Origin of the sequence: Pseudomonas sp. BNK-30, assembly GCF_047456185.1 — a bacterium.
GTDB classification, from domain to species: domain Bacteria; phylum Pseudomonadota; class Gammaproteobacteria; order Pseudomonadales; family Pseudomonadaceae; genus Aquipseudomonas; species Aquipseudomonas putida_E.
The window spans coordinates 3,449,196-3,471,882 of record NZ_CP179904.1 but is presented as its reverse complement, the minus strand read 5'-3'; the positions used below and the strand labels follow the sequence as shown (position 1 = coordinate 3,471,882).

General features: G+C 55.3%; 18 protein-coding genes. 5 read left to right on the top strand and 13 right to left on the bottom strand.

Annotated elements, in window-relative coordinates; genetic code table 11:
• Positions 1-8: 8 nt before the first annotated feature.
• From ACMGGN_RS16140 to ACMGGN_RS16125, 4 genes are all read right to left on the bottom strand, one after another.
• The gene (locus ACMGGN_RS16140) at positions 9-1,571 is read right to left on the bottom strand and encodes a nucleotidyltransferase (protein ID WP_060493725.1); all 1,563 of its coding nucleotides are present in this window, start codon (positions 1,569-1,571) and stop codon (positions 9-11) included.
• 2 nt (positions 1,572-1,573) lie between these two features.
• The gene (locus ACMGGN_RS16135; protein WP_322006423.1) at positions 1,574-2,884 is read right to left on the bottom strand and encodes an SAVED domain-containing protein; all 1,311 of its coding nucleotides are present in this window, start codon (positions 2,882-2,884) and stop codon (positions 1,574-1,576) included.
• 90 nt (positions 2,885-2,974) lie between these two features.
• The gene (locus ACMGGN_RS16130) at positions 2,975-3,454 is read right to left on the bottom strand and encodes a lipocalin-like domain-containing protein (protein WP_060493723.1); all 480 of its coding nucleotides are present in this window, start codon (positions 3,452-3,454) and stop codon (positions 2,975-2,977) included.
• Positions 3,455-3,463: 9 nt separating this feature from the next.
• Positions 3,464-4,228, bottom strand: coding sequence for an SDR family oxidoreductase (locus ACMGGN_RS16125; protein WP_368972387.1), 765 nt, complete (start codon positions 4,226-4,228; stop codon positions 3,464-3,466).
• A gap of 103 nt (positions 4,229-4,331) precedes the next feature.
• Between ACMGGN_RS16125 and ACMGGN_RS16120 the strand changes: the two genes are divergently transcribed.
• The 3 genes from ACMGGN_RS16120 (at position 4,332) to ACMGGN_RS16110 (ending at position 7,632) form a co-directional block, all read left to right on the top strand.
• Positions 4,332-5,264: a LysR family transcriptional regulator gene (locus tag ACMGGN_RS16120; protein ID WP_414156113.1), complete on the top strand. Its 933-nt coding sequence runs from the start codon at positions 4,332-4,334 to the stop codon at positions 5,262-5,264.
• Positions 5,265-5,340: 76 nt separating this feature from the next.
• Complete coding sequence (locus tag ACMGGN_RS16115; protein ID WP_414156112.1) at positions 5,341-6,522, top strand: alcohol dehydrogenase catalytic domain-containing protein; 1,182 nt, start codon at positions 5,341-5,343, stop codon at positions 6,520-6,522.
• Positions 6,523-6,627: 105 nt separating this feature from the next.
• Entirely contained in the window at positions 6,628-7,632 is a 1,005-nt protein-coding gene (locus ACMGGN_RS16110; protein ID WP_414156111.1) for an AraC family transcriptional regulator, read from the top strand.
• Positions 7,633-8,045: 413 nt separating this feature from the next.
• On the opposite strand, the gene ACMGGN_RS16105 is transcribed toward ACMGGN_RS16110, so the two are convergent.
• From ACMGGN_RS16105 to srpA, 5 genes are all read right to left on the bottom strand, one after another.
• Positions 8,046-8,339 (bottom strand): LysR family transcriptional regulator, encoded by a 294-nt coding sequence (locus ACMGGN_RS16105; protein WP_023383548.1) that lies wholly within the window; start codon positions 8,337-8,339, stop codon positions 8,046-8,048.
• Positions 8,326-8,646 (bottom strand): antibiotic biosynthesis monooxygenase, encoded by a 321-nt coding sequence (locus ACMGGN_RS16100; protein WP_023383547.1) that lies wholly within the window; start codon positions 8,644-8,646, stop codon positions 8,326-8,328. The genes ACMGGN_RS16105 and ACMGGN_RS16100 overlap by 14 nt, the downstream gene beginning before the upstream one ends.
• A gap of 108 nt (positions 8,647-8,754) precedes the next feature.
• The gene (gene srpC / locus ACMGGN_RS16095; RefSeq protein WP_023383546.1) at positions 8,755-10,164 is read right to left on the bottom strand and encodes a solvent efflux RND transporter outer membrane subunit SrpC; all 1,410 of its coding nucleotides are present in this window, start codon (positions 10,162-10,164) and stop codon (positions 8,755-8,757) included.
• Positions 10,154-13,303: a solvent efflux RND transporter permease subunit SrpB gene (srpB, locus tag ACMGGN_RS16090; RefSeq protein ID WP_023383545.1), complete on the bottom strand. Its 3,150-nt coding sequence runs from the start codon at positions 13,301-13,303 to the stop codon at positions 10,154-10,156. Before srpB ends, srpC begins: the two co-directional genes overlap by 11 nt.
• A gap of 13 nt (positions 13,304-13,316) precedes the next feature.
• Complete coding sequence (srpA, locus tag ACMGGN_RS16085; RefSeq protein WP_148299951.1) at positions 13,317-14,465, bottom strand: solvent efflux RND transporter periplasmic adaptor subunit SrpA; 1,149 nt, start codon at positions 14,463-14,465, stop codon at positions 13,317-13,319.
• Between the two features lie 227 nt (positions 14,466-14,692).
• Between srpA and srpS the strand changes: the two genes are divergently transcribed.
• Both srpS and ACMGGN_RS16075 read left to right on the top strand, forming a co-directional pair.
• Entirely contained in the window at positions 14,693-15,472 is a 780-nt protein-coding gene (gene srpS, locus ACMGGN_RS16080) for a solvent efflux transporter transcriptional repressor SrpS (protein ID WP_060492617.1), read from the top strand.
• A 5-nt stretch (positions 15,473-15,477) separates the two neighbouring features.
• The gene (locus ACMGGN_RS16075) at positions 15,478-16,128 is read left to right on the top strand and encodes a TetR family transcriptional regulator (protein ID WP_414156110.1); all 651 of its coding nucleotides are present in this window, start codon (positions 15,478-15,480) and stop codon (positions 16,126-16,128) included.
• Positions 16,129-16,146: 18 nt separating this feature from the next.
• On the opposite strand, the gene ACMGGN_RS16070 is transcribed toward ACMGGN_RS16075, so the two are convergent.
• From ACMGGN_RS16070 to ACMGGN_RS16055, 4 genes are all read right to left on the bottom strand, one after another.
• Entirely contained in the window at positions 16,147-17,790 is a 1,644-nt protein-coding gene (locus ACMGGN_RS16070) for an acetolactate synthase large subunit (protein WP_414156109.1), read from the bottom strand.
• Between the two features lie 196 nt (positions 17,791-17,986).
• The gene (locus ACMGGN_RS16065; protein WP_023383540.1) at positions 17,987-19,735 is read right to left on the bottom strand and encodes an FAD-dependent monooxygenase; all 1,749 of its coding nucleotides are present in this window, start codon (positions 19,733-19,735) and stop codon (positions 17,987-17,989) included.
• Between the two features lie 371 nt (positions 19,736-20,106).
• Positions 20,107-21,348: an MFS transporter gene (locus tag ACMGGN_RS16060; RefSeq protein WP_023383539.1), complete on the bottom strand. Its 1,242-nt coding sequence runs from the start codon at positions 21,346-21,348 to the stop codon at positions 20,107-20,109.
• Between the two features lie 63 nt (positions 21,349-21,411).
• Positions 21,412-22,680: an OprD family porin gene (locus ACMGGN_RS16055; protein WP_210172301.1), complete on the bottom strand. Its 1,269-nt coding sequence runs from the start codon at positions 22,678-22,680 to the stop codon at positions 21,412-21,414.
• Positions 22,681-22,687: the final 7 nt, after the last annotated feature.

Sequence of the window (22,687 nt, the reverse complement as noted above, 5' to 3'; positions counted from 1 at the left end):
GTGTTGAGCTAGAGGATGTTGACAATGAACGGTCCGCTGCGCGCGACACAGTAGCCGTCCTTGACGATCAAGCATTCCATGCTGTGACTACCGGAATACAATGTGCTCTCGCGTTTCTCAAGGCGCCCTGCTTGGACTACCCCCTCGTCGAACCCCCCACGCAGTGCCCGCCGTCGGCTGGCATCCTCCCCTGTATTAACCACTTGCCAATAGACCTTGTATGGATAGACCACGCTAGTTTTCGCATGGAAAACCAGGCTCGAATTCTTCGGCAGGGCGGCGGCATCACTGCCTAGGGAGTAGGGCTGGTAGCCATTGCGAGTGACGGTCATTTCAGAAATATGCACGCTACCTCTGGCCAAGTCAGGCCAGGCCAGGGGCTTGCGATGGGGGGCATCTAGGATTTTGCGTATTTTGCTGCTGACCCGCCCCCTGGCCAAGCTCAGGTTAAGGCCTGATGAGGCTTTTGATGGAGTGACGGCATCTTCTACCAGTTGGCGTCCCATGCGCGGCGACAGTGCATCTATAAAGTCGTCAGTATCATCCATGCGCATGGCGATTTCAAAGTCGGTTCGTGCCATCGACAACCAGTCAAAGAAGGCGTCTTTTTTTTCAGGAGACGCCTCCCACTTGTCCGCGAAATTCTCTCGGGGGTCTGTAGGATTCTCGATCCAATAGACACCGTTGCGGATCTCGATATGCTCTGACATCCGAGTCAGGATGCCCTGGAGGGCACCACCAATGGTTACCTCTTGTTGGTAAGCATGGGCAGACAACGTCGTGAGAATGATCGAGATCGGTCGAATATCAGGTTCTTCACTGAATCGAATGTCGCGGTGTCGTTTTAGCAGCTTTACCGCGGCCTGCAATGGAGTGCGAACCCGGTGTTCAGGAATTTCTTCGACCGATGCGTGTTCTTTTAGCGCCATGCCGTGTCGCTTGGCATTGAACACTTCTTCCATACGGGAGCGAAACCATTCCGAATAGCCTTTGGGATTGCTGCCAGGCCAGTTGGCGCTAGGGCGCCGGTACTCTACGTGCTCGCGGTCGGTGATTGCCATGGCATGATCAGCCCATTCATTCTGGTGCCCGAGCGACTCGATCAACTGCCGTTGGCGGACACCATCCGGAAGGGCGGGCAAAACATCCATATGGAACTGTGCGCCATCGGCGTAGTTCAGCGTCCAGCAACGTCGCGCCTCGACCGGGGGTGCCATGCTCTGGCTGAGGGCATAATCTTCAAGTTCGAGCCCTAGTAGGCCCTTTAGCCCCTCTTGGGTGTAGTCCAGTTTGGATGCCTGGATTTCGCAAACAATGTCGAGGTCATAGTCCTCAGCGTCATTGAGTGGCTTGATGACTGTACCTAGGCGAAACGAGCCCTGAGGAAATATCGTGGTGGTATGACCCGCTAGCCGCGAGGCAGGTCGATCGAGCCAGCGACCTACCGACTTGTAACTTCGCTCAGCGGCCTCATAGCGGCTGGCCGGGATTTCCAAAGCATCGACCAATTGAGTCAGCATCTGCTCCGATTGATCAGTCGGTCCTACCGGAGTGAAGGTTTCCAGCTTCATGCTCAGGCCTCGAATGGCAAGGTCAGCCCGCGTTCGTAGCGGTTAGGGTTTCGTTGCAGGTTATGAATGGTCATCGAAAGGCTTCCTTTGACCTGAATTCGACCCATCGCTATGGCACAGGAAACCGGCAGCGATCCGAATACATGGACATGCGCGTTGTGGCCATGATCACGCTCAAGCACGCTCAGCAGTTGCCTGAATGCCGCCATGAAGGCTTTCACGTCAGCAGGGGCCTGAACGATATCGGGGGTGACGTCGCTCGCGGTGAAATGGTAAACAGGTGCTCCCGGAAGAGCTGCTTCGACCAGATCGAGGTGAGTAGGGAAAGACAGCTCGCACAACACTGCAATATCGCCCCCCCGCTGTTGAGCGGGACCAGCCAAGTGCACGTAACTGAAGACCGGCACAGGTTGTCTGCGTTCTTTTGGCCAGCACCAGGTCTCAGGGTCTCGATCATACTGATGAATATCGATATCGATCGTGGGACCAAGCGGTTCCCGACCTGGGTTGATTTCGTCCCAGATGGGTTGGTAGATCATGGCTTTGCGAGTGTCGGGGATGAGGTTGCCCAGCAGGGCCAGTACGGGGATTGGCGCTATTCCAAACAAACTGAAGTGCTCGACCTCACTAAGTTTCTTGTGTGCCCCTTCAAGGAGCTTGGCTTCAAGCTTCCGCAGGGTCAGCTTACTCGCCATTGCCCAGAACGCTGGATCGCTGTCGAGCTTATCGACTTCAAGGAGGTCGAGCAGGTCGATGTGGATGGGGTGGTTAAGCGCGGGGACGAGACCGGCGTCCACGATTGCCATGTTGATGTCATCGATTACGAGCGGTTGCAGTCGCGTTTGCCCCACGGCGGCACTGATATAGACAGCCACACTTTGTGGTTTTTTGGCGAGTTCCATGAGGCGTTGTACCAATGCCTCTTGGTCGTGCTTCAGCTTGAGCAGCCACTCTGTGGGAAAGAGCACCTCTCCCCGACGTTTGTCATCAACGATCTTGTGGCAATCGCGGCACAGCAGGAGGTGATTCTCCAGTTTGTCAGCCAGAGCTGCAGATTTCTCCTTCGTTCCGCGAGTGCCATTGACGGAGGAGGCGGTGATGTGAGCATTCTCCGAAAGGTTGTAGGCTCTCCAGCTTAGGCGGTCACGGCTGACATCCTTGTTACATCGTTGGCACCTACCAGCAGCGCGCCCCCACAACAAGCGTTGGTCTCCTGCCCCCAAGTCGCCATTGCGGCCTTTCTCCTTAGGTTGGGCTGAAGCGGCTTTTTTTGCGACGCGGAGGAGGGGCGGCTTGCCATATGCGTCTTCCATTTTAAACGCCTGTATCCATATACATGATGGCGCATACTAGCATTCCACTTCTGTGGTGGGGAGATCGTTTAAACTACTTCGGACTGTGAGTCATCCCCGCTCCATTAGCGGTCGATGGGGGAATGGCGACTTTGCCCTACGCCAACGAATCCTTGCGTTTACTGCACGTCCGCTAGAGCGATATTGACTGTTATTGCCAAGCTCCAAGACATCTCCCGCAAGCTTCACCGTTCGCGGCTGCACCTGGCCTATCCAGTTCGGAAACATTGAAACTGCGATGGTGTGGGTGAGCTGACCCGATTGCTCGTCCACATTGAAGGGGCCGCAGTAGGAGATGTACGACAGCCCTTGGGCGCGGTATTCCGCATCGGTACCTTCAAACCAGTCACCCGAGAAAAACGATGCCCGATTTGGCATGCTCAGCTGAGCCGACATATAACCATCTGCTGTGTAAATTATGAAGCCTTCAGGATGTTCGCCGAAGGGATGTACGGGCTCGGATCCGTCCACCGGGTATTCTGTATAGGTTTCGAGCAACCAGGTTCCAATCAGTTTTTCGCGCATGCTCATGGTCGTACCTCACATTGTCTGCTGCATGTCGTTGTCGATTGGCAACAGCTGTCCAGAGATGGACTTGCCTGCGTCCGATGCTAGGAAGGCTGCTAGTTCTGCAATGTCCTTCGGGTCCACCAGGCGTTGGAGGGATTGAACAGAAAGCGCCTTGCTACGTTCTTCCTCCACGGAGTTGCCGCTGAGATTGGCCCTGCCTTTGAGCACGTTCTCAAAGCGTTCCCCTTCGACAGCTCCGGGCAGAATGGCGTTAACACGAATCCCATACCCGCCGAGTTCACGTGAAAGGCTCTTGGTGAAACCAATCAATCCCCATTTGCTGGTCGAGTAAGGGGAGCGATCTGGGTAGCCAAGTCGTCCAGCGACAGAAGACATGTTAATGATGGAGGGGTGAGATGAACGCTTGAGCGCAGGAACGGCCAGGCGCGTAACGTTGAAGGTACCATTCAAATTTATCTGCATGACCTTGTCCCACTCATCGGGGTCAAGTTGCTCAACGGGAGCGGTGGGGCCCGATACACCGGCGTTGTTGATGAGCACATCTAAACCACCCATGGCTTCGATAAGGCCTGGAATACAGAGTTCAAGGCTGCGGCGATCAGATACATCGCATACCGCGGTGCGAATACTCGTATGCTCTGCATGAAGGCGGTTTAAGCCTTCAGTGTCTATGTCCACTACCGTGACGTCAGCGCCGCGGCTGCTGAAGGCCAGGGCTATCGCATACCCGATTCCGGATGCCCCCGCCGTTATCAGTACTTTCTGTTTAGTCATGGTCGATCTCCATTAGCGTAGGTCTTCCAGAACATTAAAATCTTGAGAAGCTATCCATGAAATTGTTTATCGTTATGCGACCTATCATCGGGATGGATTGGTTATGGACCTGTCGCGTATTGATCTCAACCTTTTGGTTTCGCTGGACACACTACTGGCTGAGTTGAACGTGACCAAGGCAGCTTCACGCCTTCACATCAGCCAGCCCGCGATGTCTGCACAGCTTTCGCGCTTGCGCGAGCTGATGGGCGATCCGCTGTTGGTCCCGATTCAAAAAGGCCGGAGCATGACACCCACCGCCCGGGCATTGGCGCTGCGGGGACCTCTACGTGCAGCCCTGATGACTCTCGGTTCAGTCATTCAAAGTGAGTTGGGATTCGATCCTTGGAACGGCAAGAGAGTCTTCCGGATAGCCGCCTGTGATACCGCCTTAAGCACCATTTGTGAGCCGTTGATTGCATCGATCGCCAAGCACGCTGGTACCCAAATTCAGGTGTCTCTCAATGCCGTTGATCCTGGGCTCATAGGAAGGCAGATGGAGGAAGGTGTTTTCGATCTGCTGATCGACTCTAGCCGCGGCGTTCCTCTGGGGATGAGATGCACGGCACTTAGGACCGATGAGTTCGTCATGGCGCAGCGCAAAGGGCACCCTCGTGGAAGTGAGCCTCTTACCCTGGATGGGTACTGTGAACTCAATCATCTTGTCGTATCGCCTGAGCGGGAGAGCTTTAGGGGGTATATGGATGAGTATTTGCGCTCCGCTGGCATGAGCCGAAAGATCTACCTTACCGTGCCGACCGCTGGGATGGTTCCAGGGATTCTGATGTCGACGGACTTGGTCTGTACGATGCCTCGCATGCTCACTCAGTCCCAGAACGATGCCATCGAGACGTTTGAGTTGCCATTTGAAAGCGAGCCTCTCCAACTCATGATGGCTTGGCATCCGAGGGATGATGCTGACGCGGCTATTCTCTGGCTGCGTCAGTTGGCTCAAAGTCCGGCCGCACCACAAGCCTCATCGAGCGATACCAAATAATTTCGCTATCTGGATAGCGGCTACTGGGCCTGGATAGCCACGTTCGAAGCCGAGCGGATAATTGGAGCTGTGGCCGATGTGCCGGTCATACCTCAACGGCTTTCAAGAGCCTCACAGCCCTGACAACGAAAAAAAGAGGGTTTGCTTCATGCCAGGTACGATGTTGGCTGCTCGCCTACACGAAGTTGGTGGCAAATTTACCGTGGACGAAATTCCGCTTCCAGATGTTGGTGAGCATGATGTCCTGATCAAAACTGCCGCCTGCGGTGTTATCCCAAATCTGCGTAACGTCGTCACAAATTTTCCTGAGTGGTACCCGTTCCTACCTCTGCCGGAGCTGCCTGCTGTGTTCGGGTTGGATGCCGCAGGTACTGTGGTATCGGTTGGCCGCTCTGTGAAAGATTTCAAAGAAGGTGACCGGGTCTATATCAATCCAGGACTGAGTTGCGGCAACTGTAAGCAGTGTCTGGCTGGCCTTCCGACGCGGTGCGCTAGCTACACCTTCATGGGCTATTTCGGATTCAGCCCATCTTCGAGTGAGGTATTTCGCGAGTATCGCCATGCCGGGTACGCCCAGTATCTTCGAGCGCCTGCGCGTAACCTGATCACCTTGGCTGACGAACTGCCATTCGAGGTTGCCACACGCCTTGGATACTTGGGCACAGCTTACTCTGCGTTGAAAAAGCTTGAACTCACGCCCGGTCAGAGCTTGCTAGTACTGGGGGCTTCAGGAACCTTGGGTATCGGAGCCACGCTTGCCGCATTAGCGATGGGCGTGACGGATATCATCGTGACAGCGCGAGATAGGACTGCACTCGAACGACTTCGCCAATTGGCCCCAAAACGCATTCGCTCCCTACAGATCACGAGTACCGACTTGCACGCAAGCATTCGTGACATGGCTCCGGGAGGAGTCCACGCGGTAGTTGATACGCTTGGCGCGAAAGCTCCAGCAGAGCTTTCTGTTTCGGCTATGAACGCCGTCACGTCGGGAGGAAAGATCGTACAGATCGGCGGCGTAAGCGGACCTATTCCGATCGATCCTCACCCGTTCATGTGTACCCAGCTTCATTACATCGGCTCACTGTGGTTTACCACAGCAGAAGCGCATGAGCTGATGGCGTTGATCAGAGCGGGATTACTCGACACCAATCAGTGGGCACCTCGTCCTTACACACTGGACCAGCTCAACCAAGCCCTTGAAGATATCCAAACCGATGCCAGCGGCTTCTTGAACTATCACATCGTGCACGCATAACGGCGAAGCAAGGCGACGACACAGATCGTCGCCTTGACGTTGTTCTCAGCTCTCTTATGTTGGTAGGTTGCTGGTATAAGTCATCGCCGTTTTGGAGGGCTTTCCATGGCCTGGCCCAACGTCTCCCCATTTATACCCTCTGATCAGGTACTCGCGGATTTCAGCGTATGCGAGTCGTCCGACCTAGAGGAGGCGGTGCTATGCGGTGAGTGGATGTTCTGCAAGAACCGGCTTGAAAAAAAGGGAATCGACTTCAAGGCTCGATTTTTTCATCGATCGGCCGGCGAGGCTGGGGTTGCCAGAATGTCCTTTGGGGGAGAGGTAGCGATCAACCCTGGAAAGCTGGATGACATCGTGCTGGTCCAGTCGGTCCTTACTGGACATGAGCACGCGATCAGTGATCAGTTGCGCCTCAACTGTAACCCCGGACATGCCACGGTTTTCAACTACCATCGGCACTCCTTCTTCAATCATTTCCCTGGCACTGACAAGCTGCTCGTCTGCATTGATCGAACGCTGTTGGAAACCATGCTTCAACGTCAGCTGGGAAGAAGTATCAAGCAAGACATCTACTTTCAGCCTCATCTGCCCACGGATACGTCAGCAGGCCTGAATTGGCTACAGACAATGGGGTGGGCTTACAGTCAGCTATCGTCCAAGTCATTAGTTTCATCGCATCTACAAAGCCAAATTGGTGAGGTGCTGGCCTCTTCTTTGCTCGATTTTCATGTTAGTAATTACAGCCAGGCGCTGCGAGAGTCGGCCGAAAAAAGGGTGGTCCCTGCGGTTGTTCGGATGATTGAGGAATTCATGGAAGATCATGCTCAGGAGCCTCTCACGATCTCGCAAATTGCAAGATACGCCGGCGTGACTGCTCGTACAGTGCAACTCAGTTTTCAACGATTCCGTGGGCTATCGCCGATGCAGTTCTTGAAGGAGATTCGCCTGCGGCGCGTTCGTGTAGAGCTCGAAACCCAGCAGCATCCAGACGTTCAGGTATCGTCCACGGCACTAAAATGGGGTTTTACCCATCTTGGTCGGTTTTCGTCTGACTACAAGCAGCGATTCGGAGAATCACCTTCCATGACGATCAAACGGCGAGGAGCTTAAATACGCGTCGCGTAATGTTGATGGCGAAACCTAGGAATTACTGGATTAGAGCAGTTCAACGTATAGGGAGAGAAGCCTATTAATAGTGACTATCAGCGTGTTTGATTTTGCCAGCGCTAGTTTTTCCATTACTGTAACTTTCAATGAAGCGAGGCGTGGTACTCCTCCTTGTACTAACCGAGTGTCCTTCATTGCCCTTTGGTGTTGCCGCTTGTCTGCAGGCGGCTTTTTTACCAGACATCTTTCAGTCATTGCGTATCGAATGAGCACGCAGTGATCACTTCTTGGCTCCTTGGGATGGGATAAATAACCTCCCTTTACCATGGCCGTCAGGCCATGGTTTTTTTACATTTTCGGTTGAGGCAGAGGGTGAAACCGCCTTGGGAAAGGCGGTAGAAGTGTTTCCTTGAGACTTACTGAGCGCCTTCTTTATCCACGCTAGCAAGCGCCTCATGCAAAGTGCTGAGAGCAGGTCCTAGAGCGGTTGCAAGCTGGTTGGCGCGTTTTGTCGGTGTCCAAGCCCGCTTGCCCAAAAAGAGCTCATCACCAAATCGTTTGCGAAGCTTAGCTATGGTATTGCTGATGGCTGGCTGTTTTACACCCAAGCGCTCAGAAGCCCGAGTCACTCCCCCTTCTTGATATACCACCAAGAAAGTAATCAGACTGTGTAAATCTGCATCCAGTAACACTTTTTCAGGGTTCTGCATGTTGCCCCCGCATTTCATTGTCCATGAACAATGCTCTAAAGGAGATGCTTCGGCAATGGGAGGTCAAGCATTCCGTCAACGCTGCGAAACTTGAGCTTGAAAAATGATCTATCATATCTTGCTCATTGTCCCAGAAGCCGCTAATGATCATCGAGCTGAAGTACTTGTTCAGCGCTATTATCGTATAGCTCATACACCCCGGCGCAGTGCGAAGCACGTTAACCAGGTCGTCTACGGCTAAAAGTACATCATCGTCAGGGCGGTCTTCGAAGCGAACCTCTAACGCGCTGACTGAAATCAATCCCATTGCTAATACTCCCGATTTAAAATTGACGATAATTCGCCACTTCAGTTCGAAAAATATTTCAATATTTGAAATCTAGGGCAGCACTACTGCTAGCCGCTGCCCAGGATCTTAGTTTTGACTCACGCTCCAGCCGCCCCCGAGGGCTTTGTAAAGCTGGACTTCACTATTGATTTGATCGAGCTGATCATTCAACAGCTTCTGTTGTGAGGAAAACAGTTCGCGTTGAGCATCCAGCACTGTCAAATAGCTATCGACGCCTTGGTCATAGCGCTGCTGAGCCAAGCTAAAATAGGCTTTATAATTATCAACCAACTCGCTTTGAGCACTGAGCTGCTTGCCATAAGTTCCCCTCGCAGCGAGTCCATCGGCTACTTCTCGGAAAGCCGTTTGGATACTCTTCTCGTAGGTCGCTACGCCCACATCCTTCTGAAGCTCAGCGTAATCGAGATTGGCCCGCAGCTTTCCTGCGTTAAAAATCGGCACGCTGATTTGTGGAGCGAAGCTCCAGCTGTCAGATCCGCTGTTGAACAGTCCGTCCAGATCGCTGCTGGCTGAGCCCGCTGAAGCTGTCAGGCTAATGCGTGGAAAAAATGCCGCACGAGCTGCGCCGATATTTGCGTTCGCGGCCATAAGTTGATGTTCAGCAGAGCGGATGTCCGGTCTGTTCAGCAGCAGATCAGCTGGTAGCCCAGCTGGAACCTTCCCTAGGGCGCTCATGGCCAGTGGCGAGTTTTTTGGCAAATCCGTTGGAATCTCGCTGCCCAGCAACAATTCCAGTGCGTTCACATCCTGCGCGATACGCCGGGTGTACAATGCCTGCTGGGCCTGGGCTTGGTTCACCAGAGTCCTGGCCTGTCGAACATCTAGCTCCGACGAAGTTCCTGCCGCTGCGCTGGACTCGATCATTGCCAAGCTTTCAAGGTAGCTGGTCAGCGTCGCTTCGGTAAGCTCCAAAAGCGCTTGGTCGGTTCGCCACAGAAAATAGGTGGTTGCCACATCGCCTATCAGTGCGATCTGTACGCTGCGCTGTGCCTCCTCAGTAGCCAGATACTTTTCAAGTGCTTGGCTCGACAAGCTTCGGATTCGGCCAAATAAGTCCAACTCGTAGGCAGTGACCAGGCCGACTTGGTACTGGCTATCGACCCGAGAATCGCCGGTAGGGGACAAATCGTCAGGCAAGCGGGTTCGATTTCCAGATGTTTCGCCATCAAGTGTGGGAAACCGCTCCGCTCGCTGGATGCGGTAAAGCGCTCTGTAGGATTCAACATTTTTGGCAGCTATTCGAAGATCTCTGTTGTTCTCTAGCGCCGCATCGAGGAGGCGGCCCAGCGCTGGATCTTTGAAGAACTCTTTTGCCTCGGGGAGAGCCGCCCCGATGCGTTGATCTCCCTGCCCGCCGTAAGCTTCGCCCGTTGGCCACTGCGCCTGCACGGGGGCGGCTGGCTGCTCATAGTCGGGAATCAAGCTGCATCCGCTGAGCATCAGCAATGCAAACACGGGGAGCGACTTAAACATCATGAGTCACCTCCTTGACCGCTTTTGGCTTTCGTTTCATGAGCCCCTCGAACAGCTTGACAACTACCACGTAGAACAACGGAACAAAGAAAACAGCCAGCACGGTTGCTGTGATCATGCCGCCGACGACGCCCGTAGCAATGGAGTGCTGGCTGCCAGCGCCTGCGCCGGATGCAATGGCCATCGGCAGCACACCGAAGGTGAATGCCAGCGAGGTCATCAATATCGGACGCAAACGCAGCTTGGCGGCCTCTATCGCAGCTTTGACGATCGGATAACCCTCCTTCTCATACAGCTCTTTGGCGAACTCTACGATCAGGATGGCGTTCTTGGCGGACAGGCCTACCGTGGTCATCAAGCCCACCTGGAAGTACACATCCGCCGTCAGGTCGCGCCAAAGCGTTGCCAGCACCGCGCCCAAAATACCCAGAGGTACAACCATGATCACTGAGACCGGTACCGACCAGCTCTCATACAGCGCGGCCAGGCACAGGAAAACGATCAGCACAGTCAACGCATAGAGCAACGGTGCCTGGTCGCCAGTTTGGATTTCTTCATAAGAGAGACCGGTGTAGCTCAGGCCAATGCCTGGAGGCAGTTGTTGCATGATTTCAGCGATGGCTATCATCGCGTCACCAGTGCTGTATCCAGGGGCTGGCTCGCCGAGGATGTTCAGGGAAGAAATACCACCGTAGCGCTCCAGCTTCGGTGAGCCGTTTACCCACTCACCGGTTGCAAACGCCGAGAACGGAACCATCTGGCCAAGGCTATTGCGCACGTACCATTTATCGAAGTCCTCAGGTGAGATTCGCGAGATATCTTCGCCCTGGACATACACTCGCTTGACCCGGCCGCGATCGATGAAGTCGTTGACATACATCGAGCCCCAGGCTGCCGACATCGTTTCGTTGATAGACGCGATGCTTACCTGCAGCGCACGGGCCTTTTCGTCATCAATGTTCACCTGGAATTGCGGCTCGTCGTCCTTGCCGTTTGGACGCACTGCTTGGAGCTTCGGATTCTCGCTAGCCAGTTGCAGGAACTGGTTTCGAGCTGCCATCAATGCTTCATGGCCAAGACCAAGGTTGTCCTGCAGGTACAAGTTGAAGCCCATCGCATTGCCCATTTCCAAAATGGCAGGGGGCACGAATGCCATCACGCTTGCATCTTTGATCTTGGCAAAATGCTGATTAGCCCGCTGCGCGATGCTGAATACGTCTTGCCCGGCCCCGTGACGCTCCTTCCAATCCTTGAAGGTGATCAGCACCAGCCCCGAGTTCTGACCACGACCAGCAAAGTTGAAGCCATTCACCGTCATGAAGTGCTCAACCAACGCGCCCTCATCATTTGCCAAGTAGTCTCGCACCTCTTGAAGTACACCCTCGGTACGCTCTGCGGAAGCGTTTGCCGGCGTACGCACTTCGATCATCATCAAGCCCTGATCCTCGTTGGGCAGGAATGCCTTCGGGATCTGAGTGAACAAATAGCCAGTTCCCCCCGTGATGAGCAAGAATGCGAGCAGGTACCTAACGCGGCCCTTCAGCATTGCGCCGACGCCTCGCTCGAATCGCACCGTGCCGCGGTCGAAAACGCGGTTAAACCAGCCGAAGAAGCCCTTTTTCTCGTGGTGGGAATTACCCTCCGGGGCTTTGAGGATGGTCACGCAAAGTGCTGGGGTGAACACAAGGGCGACGAAGATCGACAGCCCCATGCAGACCACGATCGTGATCGCGAACTGTTGATAGATGATGCCAGCGGATCCACCAAAGAACGCCATTGGTACGAATACAGCCGACAGCACCATTCCGATGCCCACCAATGCCCCGGAGATCTGATCCATCGATTTGCGGGTAGCCTCAAGAGGCGACAAGCCCTCGTCATGCATAAGCCGCTCAACGTTCTCGACTACGACGATTGCATCGTCAACCAGCAAGCCGATAGCAAGCACCATGGCGTACATGGTGAGCACGTTGATATTCAGGCCGAAGTACGGCAGAAGGGCGAATGTGGCGAGCAGCACCACAGGAACTGCCAGAGTGGGGATAAGTGTGGCCCTGAAGCTCTGCAGGAACAGATACATGACCAGGAAGACCAGTACCACTGCCTCAAAGATGGTGTGGACTACCGATTCAATCGAAGCATCAACGACAGGTGTTGTATCGTAGGGATAAATCACTTCCACGCCGTCAGGCAGGTAGGCCTTTTGCTCCTCCATCAGCTTTTTGACCGCCTCTACGGTCTCCAGCAAGTTGCCACCAGTGGACAACCGCAGCGCCAGACTTGCAGTTGGCGAGTCCTTGTACTGTGCAGAAATGGCGAAGCTGTCAGCCCCCAGTTCGGCACGTCCGACATCCTTCACTCGTACCTGTGAGCCGTCCGCGTTCACCTTGACCAAGATCTCATCGAACTGGCTAGGCGTTGTCATGCGCGTCTTGCCGAGAACGGTGGCATTCAGCTGGACGCCTGAGCGAGTTGGTAGCCCACCCAACTGGCCAGAGGACACTTGGACGTTCTGTTCCCGGATAGCGTTGGCTACATCAGTAGGTGTCAGCTGATAGCTGTTGAGCTTGCCTGGATCTAGCCAGATACGCATTGCGTAAGGCGAGCCAAACAGCTGGAAATCACCGACGCCTGGAATACGCGAAATGGGATCCTGAAGCTGTGAAGCGATCAGGTTGCCCAGGTCGAAGTTATCGAGCTTCCCCGAGCGATCCACCAAGCTCATGACCAAGAAGAAATTCATCTGGTACTTCACTACGCGAAGCCCCTGACGCTGAACTTCCTCCGGCAAACGAGGTGTCGCCAGTTGCAGCTTGTTCTGCACCTGAACTTGAGCGATGTCCGGATCGGTCCCCTGTTCAAAGGTCACGATGATGGTCATGCTGCCGTCAGAGGCGCTCTCAGCCGACATATATCGGAACCCATCAAGACCACTGAGCTGTTGCTCAATGACCTGGACCACCGTGTCCTGGACGGTTTGTGCAGAAGCACCTGGGTAGCTGACCTGGATCGAAACGGCAGGGGCCGCGATGTTTGGATATTGGCTAATCGGCATCTTGGCCAGCGAGAGCGCTCCGGCGAGCATGGCTACGATAGCGAGAACCCAAGCGAAGATCGGCCGATCGATAAAGAAGCGAGACATTTACGGCGCCCCCTCAGTTAGCCGAGGCTTCAGTGGTAGCGGCGAAGTCAGCTACCAAATCCACATTTTTGGCTTCTACCGCATTGACGGCGATGCCGCTGCGGACACGTTGAACACCTTCGGTCACGATTCGCTCTCCCTCGGATACGCCTTTGCTGATCAGCCAGGCGTTGCCCACAGTTCGAAGGGTCTGGACCTCGCGGGCCTCAACAGTGTTGTCGGCCTTCACCACCCAGACACTTGGCACGCCACGCGTATCGCGGCTGATGGCTTGTTGTGGAACCAGGATCGCCGCCTGCTGCACACCTTCCTTCAGGAGGGCGTGAACAAACATGCCTGGAAGCAACTTGCGATTAGGATTCGGGAATTCGGCGCGAAGGGTTACTGAACCTGTAGTCGGATCAACGCTGACCTCTGAAAACTTAAGGGTGCCTGGGATTGGGTAAGCACTACCGTCATCCAAGGTCAGGCTGACCTCGGCCTGGTTCTCACCTGTCTTCTGAAGTCGCCCTGACTCCAATGCCTGTTGCAGGCCCAGCAGCTTCGTGATCGGCTGAGTGACGTCAACATAAATCGGGTCCAGCTGAGTAACAGTGGCGAGCGACTGTGCTTGACCGTTAGTAACGAGTGCACCCTCGGTAACTGTCGACCGTCCGATGCGGCCTGAGATCGGCGAAAGCACACGGGTGTACTGAACGTCGATACGAGCGACCTGATAGTCGGCCTCCGCCTGTTTCCATGCGGCAAGGGCATCGTCGTACTGCTGCTTGCTCACAGCCTTGGTTTTCAACAACGTTTCATATCGTCGCGCCAGGTTCTGCGCAGTAGTTCGATTAGCTTCGGCCCGACGCAATTGCGCCTCATAGGTACGCGGGTCAATTTGATAGAGCTGCTGACCCAGCTTGACCTCAGTCCCCTCAACAAAAGACCGCTTTTGAAGGATCCCCGATACTTGTGGGCGCACTTCCGCTACCCGGTAGGCCGAGGTCCGGCCGGGCAGGTCGGTTGTTAGGGTCAGAGATTGTGAGCGGACGGTGTATACGCCCACGTCAGGGGGGGGCGGAGCTGAGGCGACGTGGTCTTTTTCACCACAGGCGGTCACCAGCATCAGCGCCGTTAGAGGAATTGCATGTAATGCACGCGAGGATCGTATCTGTCTCACCGATTTGCTCCATCTCTGCGCCCCCTATGGCGGGGACTTGTAATTGCTGAATCACAATGTGGGCAAGTGTATCATTATGCGGTACGATGAGCGCAAGCAAGCAGTAACGACCATCGGTCGAACCTTGGTGAGATGGGTGTTTGGAACGTGTGACTGGCTAGGCGAGGCACGGAGCTCTAAAGTGGCGGCCATAACAGATGCTGCAGCGGTGCACGCTGAGGAGAGATATGAACCAATCAGACGAAGTCGGTGGCAAGGCGGGAGGTATTCAAGTCATCGCCAGAGCTGCCTCGATCATGCGAGCCCTTGGCAGTCATCCGAATGGCTTGAGTTTGGCGGCTATTGCGCAGTTGGTTGGGCTGCCGCGCTCGACCGTCCAGAGAATCATCAACGCCCTGGAAGAAGAGTTTTTGGTTGAGGCATTGGGCCCTAGCGGAGGCTTCCGCCTTGGGCCGGCGCTTGGCCAGCTCATCAACCAGGCACAATCAGACATTCTTTCGTTGGTAAAGCCGTACTTACGCTCATTGGCGGAGGAGCTTGAAGAGTCGGTCTGCCTGGCTTCTCTAGCCGGCGATAAAATCTACGTGCTGGATCGCATCGTGTCAGAACGAGAGCTGCGTGTGGTGTTCCCGATTGGCATCAATGTGCCCGCCGCTGCGACCGCCGCAGGTAAGGTCCTTTTGGCAGCGCTGCCTGAGGAGTCACTCCCAGCAGCACTCAGTGATCAACTTCCAGTGTTCACCCCAAACACGCTCGGACGACAGGCGCTGATCAAACAGCTGAGTGAAGTCAGGGCGAGTGGGGTGGCAAGCGATCTGGATGAACATATCGATGGCGTTTGCTCATTCGCAACGCTTTTGGATACCTACCTTGGCTATTACTCCCTCGCAGTCGTAATGCCGAGTTCCAGAGCGAGCAAGCAGTCCGACACCATCAAAAAAGCTCTGCTATTGAGCAAGCAGAATATAGAGCGCGCCATCGGTCGCGCGTCAAAGAAAGCGCCCTAGTTAAAATGGCCAGGAAGACGGTAGCCGAGGCTGAGGAGACACGACTGCGCATCATCGACGCGGCTGTCGAGGTGTTCGCTGCCCAAGGAGTTCCAGACGCTACGCTGGACGAAATAGCCCGAAAGGCAGGCGTCACTCGTGGCGCCGTTTATTGGCATTTCAATGGGAAGCAAGAAGTACTTCAGGCGGTGCTGACATCGCGGCAGCATCCACTTGAATTGGAGTTCTCCGCCGACGACGGGATCGAACTCTCCTGGGAAGCAGTGGTGACCGCCATGCTTGATGCTGTTAACAGCCCCCAGTCAAAGCAGTTCTCGGAAATCTTGATTTATCAGGGGGTGGACGAATCGGGTCTGATCCATAGCCGCATGGAGCAAGCGAGTAATCGATTCCTGCAGTACATTCATCAGGTGCTTAGGCATGCGATTATTCAAGGTGAATTGCCGCAGACTCTGGACCTTCACACTTCGATTGCCGTCTTCAAAGGGTTGGTCACCGGGTTGCTTTATGAGGGCCTACGCAGCCAGCATCAACCGTCTCAAGTCATCAAAGCCGCGCTGAGATCATTCTTGGCGTTGCTCAAGGAGCCTCCTCGCCACTTACTGTGCGAGGAGGTTCAAGTTCCGCAAGCCTCAACAGAGTACTGTCAGCAGTAGCGCCGTTTCTGCCACTGATTACACCGCCAGCGCTCGCTCGCGCAGTTCACTGTTCAGGATGCGGTCGTTCTCGCTGTAGTCGACCGGGCAGTCAATGACGTGAACGCCGGGGTTGGCAATACAATGATCCAACAGTGGCAGCAAAGCATCCGCGCTTTCCACCCTGTGTCCATGGGCACCATAGGCTTCGGCGTATTTGACGAAGTCCGGATTACCGTAGTCCAGACCGAAATCGGTGAAGCCCATGTTCGCCTGCTTCCAGCGGATCATGCCGTAACCGTCGTCACGCAGGATTACCACGGTGATGTGCATGCCCAGGCGCACTGCCGTTTCCAGCTCCTGGCTGTTCATCATGAAGCCGCCATCGCCGCACACCGAGATCACCGGGCGATCCGGGTGCACCAGGTGCGCCGCCATCGCCGATGGCAGGCCGGCGCCCATGGTCGCCAGGGCGTTGTCCAGCAGCACGGTGTTCGGCTTGTGCGCCTTGTAGTTACGGGCAAACCAGATCTTGTAGATGCCGTTGTCCAGGGCCACGATGCCTTCGGACGGCAACACGCGACGGATGTCGGCAACCAGGCGCTGCGGGTAGACCGGGAAGCGGTCGTCGTCGGCGCCTTCGGCGATCTGTGCTTCGTTGGCTTCACGGATGGCCATCAGGCGGGTGAAGTCCCAGTGCGACGTGTCGTTCAGCGCTTCGCTGATTTGCCACACGGCGTTGGCGATGTCGCCGATCACTTCAACCTGCGGGAAGTACACGGCATCGACTTCGGCGGAGCGGAAGTTGATGTGGATGACTTCGGTGCCGCCACGGAGCATGAAGAACGGCGGCTTCTCGATCACGTCGTGGCCGATGTTGATGATCAGGTCGGCCGCTTCGACGGCGCGGTGCACGAAGTCACCGGACGACAGGGCGGCGTTACCCAGGAAGCGCGGGTGGCGCTCGTCGACCACACCTTTACCCAGTTGAGTGGTGATGAACGGGATGCCGGTCTTGTCGATCAGTTGCTTGAGGACCTTGGCGGTCATCTTGCGGTTGGCGCCGGCACCGATCACCAGGATCGGGTTACGGGCGTTATGCAGTTTCTGCACGGCGGCTTCGATGGCCACATGCTCGGCCAGCGGGCGGCGGTGCAGGCTGCGCGGGATCGGCAGTGCATCGGTCTGCTCGGCGGCGATGTCTTCCGGCAGCTCCAGGTGTACCGCACCCGGCTTTTCTTCTTCGGCCAGGCGGAAGGCTTCTCGCATGCGCGACGGGATGTTGTCGGCCGAGGCGAACTGGTGGGTGTACTTGGTGATGGGCTCCATCATGCCGCACACGTCGATGATCTGGAAGCGGCCCTGCTTGGACTTCTTGATCGGCTTCTGGCCGGTGATCATCATCATCGGCATGCCGCCCAGGTAGGCGTAGGCGCTGGCAGTAACCAGGTTGGTGGCGCCAGGGCCGAGGGTCGACAGGCTGACGCCGGTCTTGCCGGTCAGACGGCCATAGGTGGCGGCCATAAAGCCTGCAGACTGCTCGTGACGGGTCAGTACCAGCTTGATGTTCGACTTGCGCAGGGATTCGAGCAGGTCGAGGTTTTCCTCACCAGGAATGCCGAATACATACTCGACACCTTCGTTTTCCAGGCATTGCACAACGACATCAGCGGCCTTAGCCATATTCACCCTCATCGCACTCGAGGCAGTTGGGGCCCACGAAGTGTGGCATAGCGGCAGCTGCGCCACTCAACCCACGGGCTCTTATCGGTTGATTTTGATTTCTAGCGTTCGCAGCGTAGGGGCCTAGTGGCCCATTGCGCTGGTGGGACCAAATAAAAAGAAGGCCCAGCATCGCGCCGGGCCTTTGAGGTAATGCTTAACCGAGGACGCTTTGGAGCGCCTGCTGCAGTTCTGAGGCAGCTTCGTCGGCAGACCAAACAGCATTGCTGTGCCGCCATGCGATATAGCCGTCAGGTCGAACTAAGAGCGCGCCTGCCTCGTGAATTTCTCGAACCGATTGCCAATCGCAGTAAAGGTCCGCCGTACCTTTTGCGCCTGTGACAACAGTTTTCAAGAATGGCAGGTTCAATCTCTCTGCAGCAGCCACCCAGGCCTGACCGGCAAGGCCAGTGATAAGGGTCATTTGCCCTTTACCCACGACGTCGAGCGTCGAAATCCGGTGTCCGTTCTCGTTCACCAGCCAGGCGTGGGGAAGTTTGGCACCTGCGCGAGTGGTAGCCTGGAGATACAGCTCTTTGTCCCGGGCCCAGAGCTCAACACCGTCCCTTGGGTCAGGCTTAACGGCAGAGGATACGTAACGCTGGTTCAGCTCGACGCCTTGAGCGTTAAACTCGCGACTCTTGATTTCCAGCGCTTTCTGCAGGTTCATGCGCACTTCTACACCTGCCGGGCTCGGATCGCGCATGCGATCAAGCAGTTTGGCGATGGTGTCCACGCCGTTGCCGAAGTTGAAGCACTCTTTCAGCAGGGCATAGTCCTTACGGGACTGATTGGCACGCGCCACGATCTGTTTGCCCACGGGAGCGCGCTCCGCGGTGTAGCTTTCCAGTAGATTCGGATCGGCGAATCCTTTGAGGACGTAAGCCAGTTTCCAGGCGAGGTTGAAACCGTCCTGCATGCAGGTGTTGGAGCCCAGGCCGCTGGATGGCGGGTGACGGTGCACAGCATCGCCGGCACAGAACACGCGACCACGGGAGTATTCGGTGGCATGCGCCTGGTTTACATACCAGGTCGACATCCGCTCAACCTGGACTTCCAACTTAGGATCGCCGACCAAGAGTCGGATTTTCTCCAAAACTGCTTCTGGGGACAGGTCAGGGGCGCCTTTGGCCATGTCGAAGCCCCAGCCCGCAATCCACTGGTCCCACGGGCGAATGGCGCGGAGCAAGCCCATCCCGATTTCACCGAAGCCCGCTTCGGGAGTAGCGATCCATTGCAGGATGCTCGGGCGGTGCTCTACGTACTTACTCAGGTCAGCGTTGAAGATAACGTAAGCGGTTCCGGCCCTGGCCATCTCGCCAACGATCGGCAGATCGATCTCTTTTGCTACTTTGGAGTTAGCTCCATCGGCGCCCACCAGATACTTCGCTCGGACTTCGTACTCGACACCGGTCAAAACGTCTTTCATGCGAGCAGTCACACCTTCGGCATCTTGCACATGGCTCAGATACTCGGTGTTGAAGCTCAATTGAGCACCGCGGATCGCGGCATGCTTGAGAAGGATTGATTCCATCTCGGGCTGGATGAGATCCAGCATGGTACATGGGCTGCCTTGGACATAGTCGCCCTTGCGTTTGTCGCCTGTGCCCCAGGTGCGCATACGTGCGATTTCCTCACCTGCCAGACTGGTGGTGAACAGCGTATCGCCCATCTGATCCCAAGGTGTGGCCGCTCTCACAACCTCCTCTTCCAACCCAAGATCACGCACGACCTCCATGGCACGCTGGTTCGTGATATGAGCCCGCGGCGAGTTCGCCAGCCAATTGAACATGGTGACCATTTTTACCCGGACACCGTAGGTGGCCAGCGCTAAAGCAGTGGTCGCACCGGCAGGGCCCGTGCCGATCACCAAAACGTCGGTGTCAAAGCTATCGGAGGTAGTCATTTTCTTATTCTCCAGGCATTACAAAAGTCTTTTCGAGCTCGCAAGGAGGCTCGGATCAGTTTGGGTACTGGTAACCGATACGCCGACGAACGAGGCGTCAGGGAATGCCAGTTTTTATGGACGTACGTCAGAACGCAGCGACATGGCGCATACGTGTGGGATGAGGGGATGCTGCATGGGACCTCCAAATATTTTTGTTTTCAGGCTCAAGGGCAGTCAGGTCCAGGTTAAGCGCGAGGGACAGCCTGCTACCAATCCATGCTTGCATGCTAGCATGCAAGTATTGCGTAGACAACGATATCGGTCCTGCATTTCGTCAGCCGCTCTTACCTGTACGCTCGCATTTTCTCTGAGTAAGAGGCACATCTGCGCTAGGGCTCGCTGACCGTCCCAATTCCGTCTACTTTGGGCGCTAAGCGGGTTGTGGCGATCAGTGCTATCAGGGCAATGAGCGCCAAAGCTAGACAAAAGCTCATCAGCAGTAATGCCGCACTCAACGCCGACATAACCTTGAAAAACAAAGGAAGAGTCATGCTGATGCCAGCGGAGAACAGCATTTGAACAGTTCGTACTAGTCCGGAGGCAGTGCCTCTGTCCTCTGTAGCCGTCGATAGGGCGCTATGGGTAGCTGCCGGAGATACCAACCCAAAAAAATAGATCGTTAGGCTGGAGCAGATAACCAGCATGACCAACGTTATGCCGCCAAGCGTTTTCTGCAAGACGAGTGCTGCGATGCTAACTAATAGGCCTGTACAGCCTATCACCATGACTCTTCTGTCGGTCCAACCTCGACGACTAAAGGCTGCGGTGGTCAGGGATCCAAAGAACGCGGCACCTGAGATCAGACAAATAAGCAATGAAAAGTGAAGGCTCGTTACCGGGTAATCGCCGTAAAAAATTTTTGGAGATGCAGTGATGAATACGAACATTATGGTGAAGCAAGCGGCGTAGATAATTGACGAGCAGGAAAAAACACTATTCTTCAGGAAGGCCTGGCATCGAATGAATGCTGAACTGAATGAAATCTGCTTCCGCAGGTGTGGCAACAGCGTTTCTTTGTAGGTTAAACAAACGCCAATCCAAATGGCGGCTCCCACGAGCGCTTGTACGATGTGTACCATGCGCCAAGTCCAGAAATCTATGATCACCCCACCAAGCAAAGGCGCGATCAACGGTCCGAGCCCCACAACCGCGGTCAAGCTGGCAATATGGGTGCGTGCGGCCCGTTCTGGGAGGCTTTCTCTGACAATGGAGAACGGCACTGCGACACATGCGCCAGCAGCTGCGCCCTGGAACGCTCTGGCCACTAGGAGCTCGATGAAGTCATTGGATAGTGAGCAGGCCAAGGCTGCGAGGCTGTAGCACAGTAGGCCTACTTGCAGCGTAATGCGACGACCGAATCGGTCAGCGACCAGTCCGCTGACAAGAGGAGTAGAGCAGAAGCCAGCAAGGAATATCGCCAAGGTCAGTGAGCCTTTTCCCGCTTGCGCGTCGAGCTCATTTTCCAAGTTAGGAATTCCAGGCAAGGACATGTCAATTGACATCGGGCCCAGCGCGCAGATCGCACCAAACAGAAAGATAAACCAGATTCCTAGTGAGCTGCGACCTGTCATGCTGAACTCCTCATATCGTCACTTCTTTTGCCTGAAAAATCGTACGGCGATAGCCCGTTTTTCTCACCACAAAGCAAACGTATAATCGATGTTCACACGAAGCTCATTGTCGTCACGGTGAGTCGCTCCAGGACCGAAATCATTTCGATACCAAGCGTGTCTAACCCGGAATGCCACGTCCTTGAACGTGCCGCTTTGGATTACATATGAAAGCTCGACGTCTTTTTCCGATTCTTTAAGTTTGTTGCCGCCGAGGTTCGGAAGGTCAATGTTGTCTCCGCTGACGTAGCGCAGCATCCCCTTCAGGCCGGGGATGCCAACGCCTACAAAGTCGTAGTCGTACTTGACCTGCCAGCTTCTCTCCTTAGGGTTGAGGAACTCCGAGCTCAAGGTGCCTTCCGTAATCACTAGTGGTTCGGTACCAAAGAGATAGGGCATTGCAGTGTCCCCAGTCAGCTGCATGTAGCCAGCGCCGAGACGATGCACGCCGAGCTGGTAGGTCAGCATTAAGGCGGTATTGCGGTTGTCTACCTTCCCAGCTTTTGCGGATCCATTGTCTTTGGAATCATAAAAGCGGAAGTCGGAGGTGAGCCGCCCTGGACCCAGCTCACGGTTGTCCACGAAACCGAGGTAGTTCTTGTCGTAGATGTCTTCGAGCTCTGCGTAGTAGTACTTGAGCGTGAGGTTCTTCGACCAGGCGTAATCGCCGCCAAGGAAGTAAAAGGCATCAGACTCCGCTGCTCCGTTGAAGCGTCCGTTTGGCGCTGAAACTCGCATTTTTTGATAGTCAGTAGAGTCCCGTAGGTTGATTCGGTCCAGCCAACCCGCGTGCAGAGAAAGATCTGGGATGTCTTGCGAGCGCAGGTAGGTACCGCGGAAGGTTTGTGGCAGCAGCCGTGTCGGACTTGCGAACGCGATTGGCAAGAACGTGCTCACGGTTCCGTACTGAAGCTCAGTTTTGGAAACCTTGACCTTCGCTGTCAGCCCTAGCTCGGAGTAGTCCTTAGCTGGCTTCCTGGTAGAGGCAGAGAACGGTAATAGACCGGTGCCGACACGATCTGGTGAGGAGTCAAGGCGCAACCCCATCATGGCTTGAGCATCCAGTCCAAAGCCGACTACACCCTCGGTGAACCCCGAATTGAAGTTCACGATGAAACCCTGAGCCCACTCTCGCGCTGCAGCTTGCGGTGTCTGGTTGATGTAGTTGCGATCGAAGTAGTAGTTGCGCAGTGTTACCTTGGCTTTCGAATCTTCCACGAAGCCGGCCGCTTGTAGCGAAGCTGCATTTGCAGCCAGCAGCCCTGCGAATGCAATTTTTTTTGATTTGCTCATGTCGTGT

Coding starts and splice junctions, on each gene's coding strand:
- ACMGGN_RS16130 (WP_060493723.1), bottom strand. CDS start 3,454: ATGAGCATGCGCGAAAAACTGATTGGAACCTGGTTGCTCGAAACCTAT.
- ACMGGN_RS16135 (WP_322006423.1), bottom strand. CDS start 2,884: ATGGAAGACGCATATGGCAAGCCGCCCCTCCTCCGCGTCGCAAAAAAA.
- ACMGGN_RS16070 (WP_414156109.1), bottom strand. CDS start 17,790: ATGGCTAAGGCCGCTGATGTCGTTGTGCAATGCCTGGAAAACGAAGGT.
- ACMGGN_RS16125 (WP_368972387.1), bottom strand. CDS start 4,228: ATGACTAAACAGAAAGTACTGATAACGGCGGGGGCATCCGGAATCGGG.
- ACMGGN_RS16110 (WP_414156111.1), top strand. CDS start 6,628: ATGGCCTGGCCCAACGTCTCCCCATTTATACCCTCTGATCAGGTACTC.
- ACMGGN_RS16075 (WP_414156110.1), top strand. CDS start 15,478: ATGGCCAGGAAGACGGTAGCCGAGGCTGAGGAGACACGACTGCGCATC.
- ACMGGN_RS16105 (WP_023383548.1), bottom strand. CDS start 8,339: ATGCAGAACCCTGAAAAAGTGTTACTGGATGCAGATTTACACAGTCTG.
- ACMGGN_RS16140 (WP_060493725.1), bottom strand. CDS start 1,571: ATGAAGCTGGAAACCTTCACTCCGGTAGGACCGACTGATCAATCGGAG.
- srpB (WP_023383545.1), bottom strand. CDS start 13,303: ATGTCTCGCTTCTTTATCGATCGGCCGATCTTCGCTTGGGTTCTCGCT.
- ACMGGN_RS16115 (WP_414156112.1), top strand. CDS start 5,341: ATGTGCCGGTCATACCTCAACGGCTTTCAAGAGCCTCACAGCCCTGAC.
- srpS (WP_060492617.1), top strand. CDS start 14,693: ATGAACCAATCAGACGAAGTCGGTGGCAAGGCGGGAGGTATTCAAGTC.
- ACMGGN_RS16100 (WP_023383547.1), bottom strand. CDS start 8,646: ATGGGATTGATTTCAGTCAGCGCGTTAGAGGTTCGCTTCGAAGACCGC.
- ACMGGN_RS16055 (WP_210172301.1), bottom strand. CDS start 22,680: ATGAGCAAATCAAAAAAAATTGCATTCGCAGGGCTGCTGGCTGCAAAT.
- ACMGGN_RS16060 (WP_023383539.1), bottom strand. CDS start 21,348: ATGACAGGTCGCAGCTCACTAGGAATCTGGTTTATCTTTCTGTTTGGT.
- ACMGGN_RS16065 (WP_023383540.1), bottom strand. CDS start 19,735: ATGACTACCTCCGATAGCTTTGACACCGACGTTTTGGTGATCGGCACG.
- srpC (WP_023383546.1), bottom strand. CDS start 10,164: ATGATGTTTAAGTCGCTCCCCGTGTTTGCATTGCTGATGCTCAGCGGA.
- ACMGGN_RS16120 (WP_414156113.1), top strand. CDS start 4,332: ATGGACCTGTCGCGTATTGATCTCAACCTTTTGGTTTCGCTGGACACA.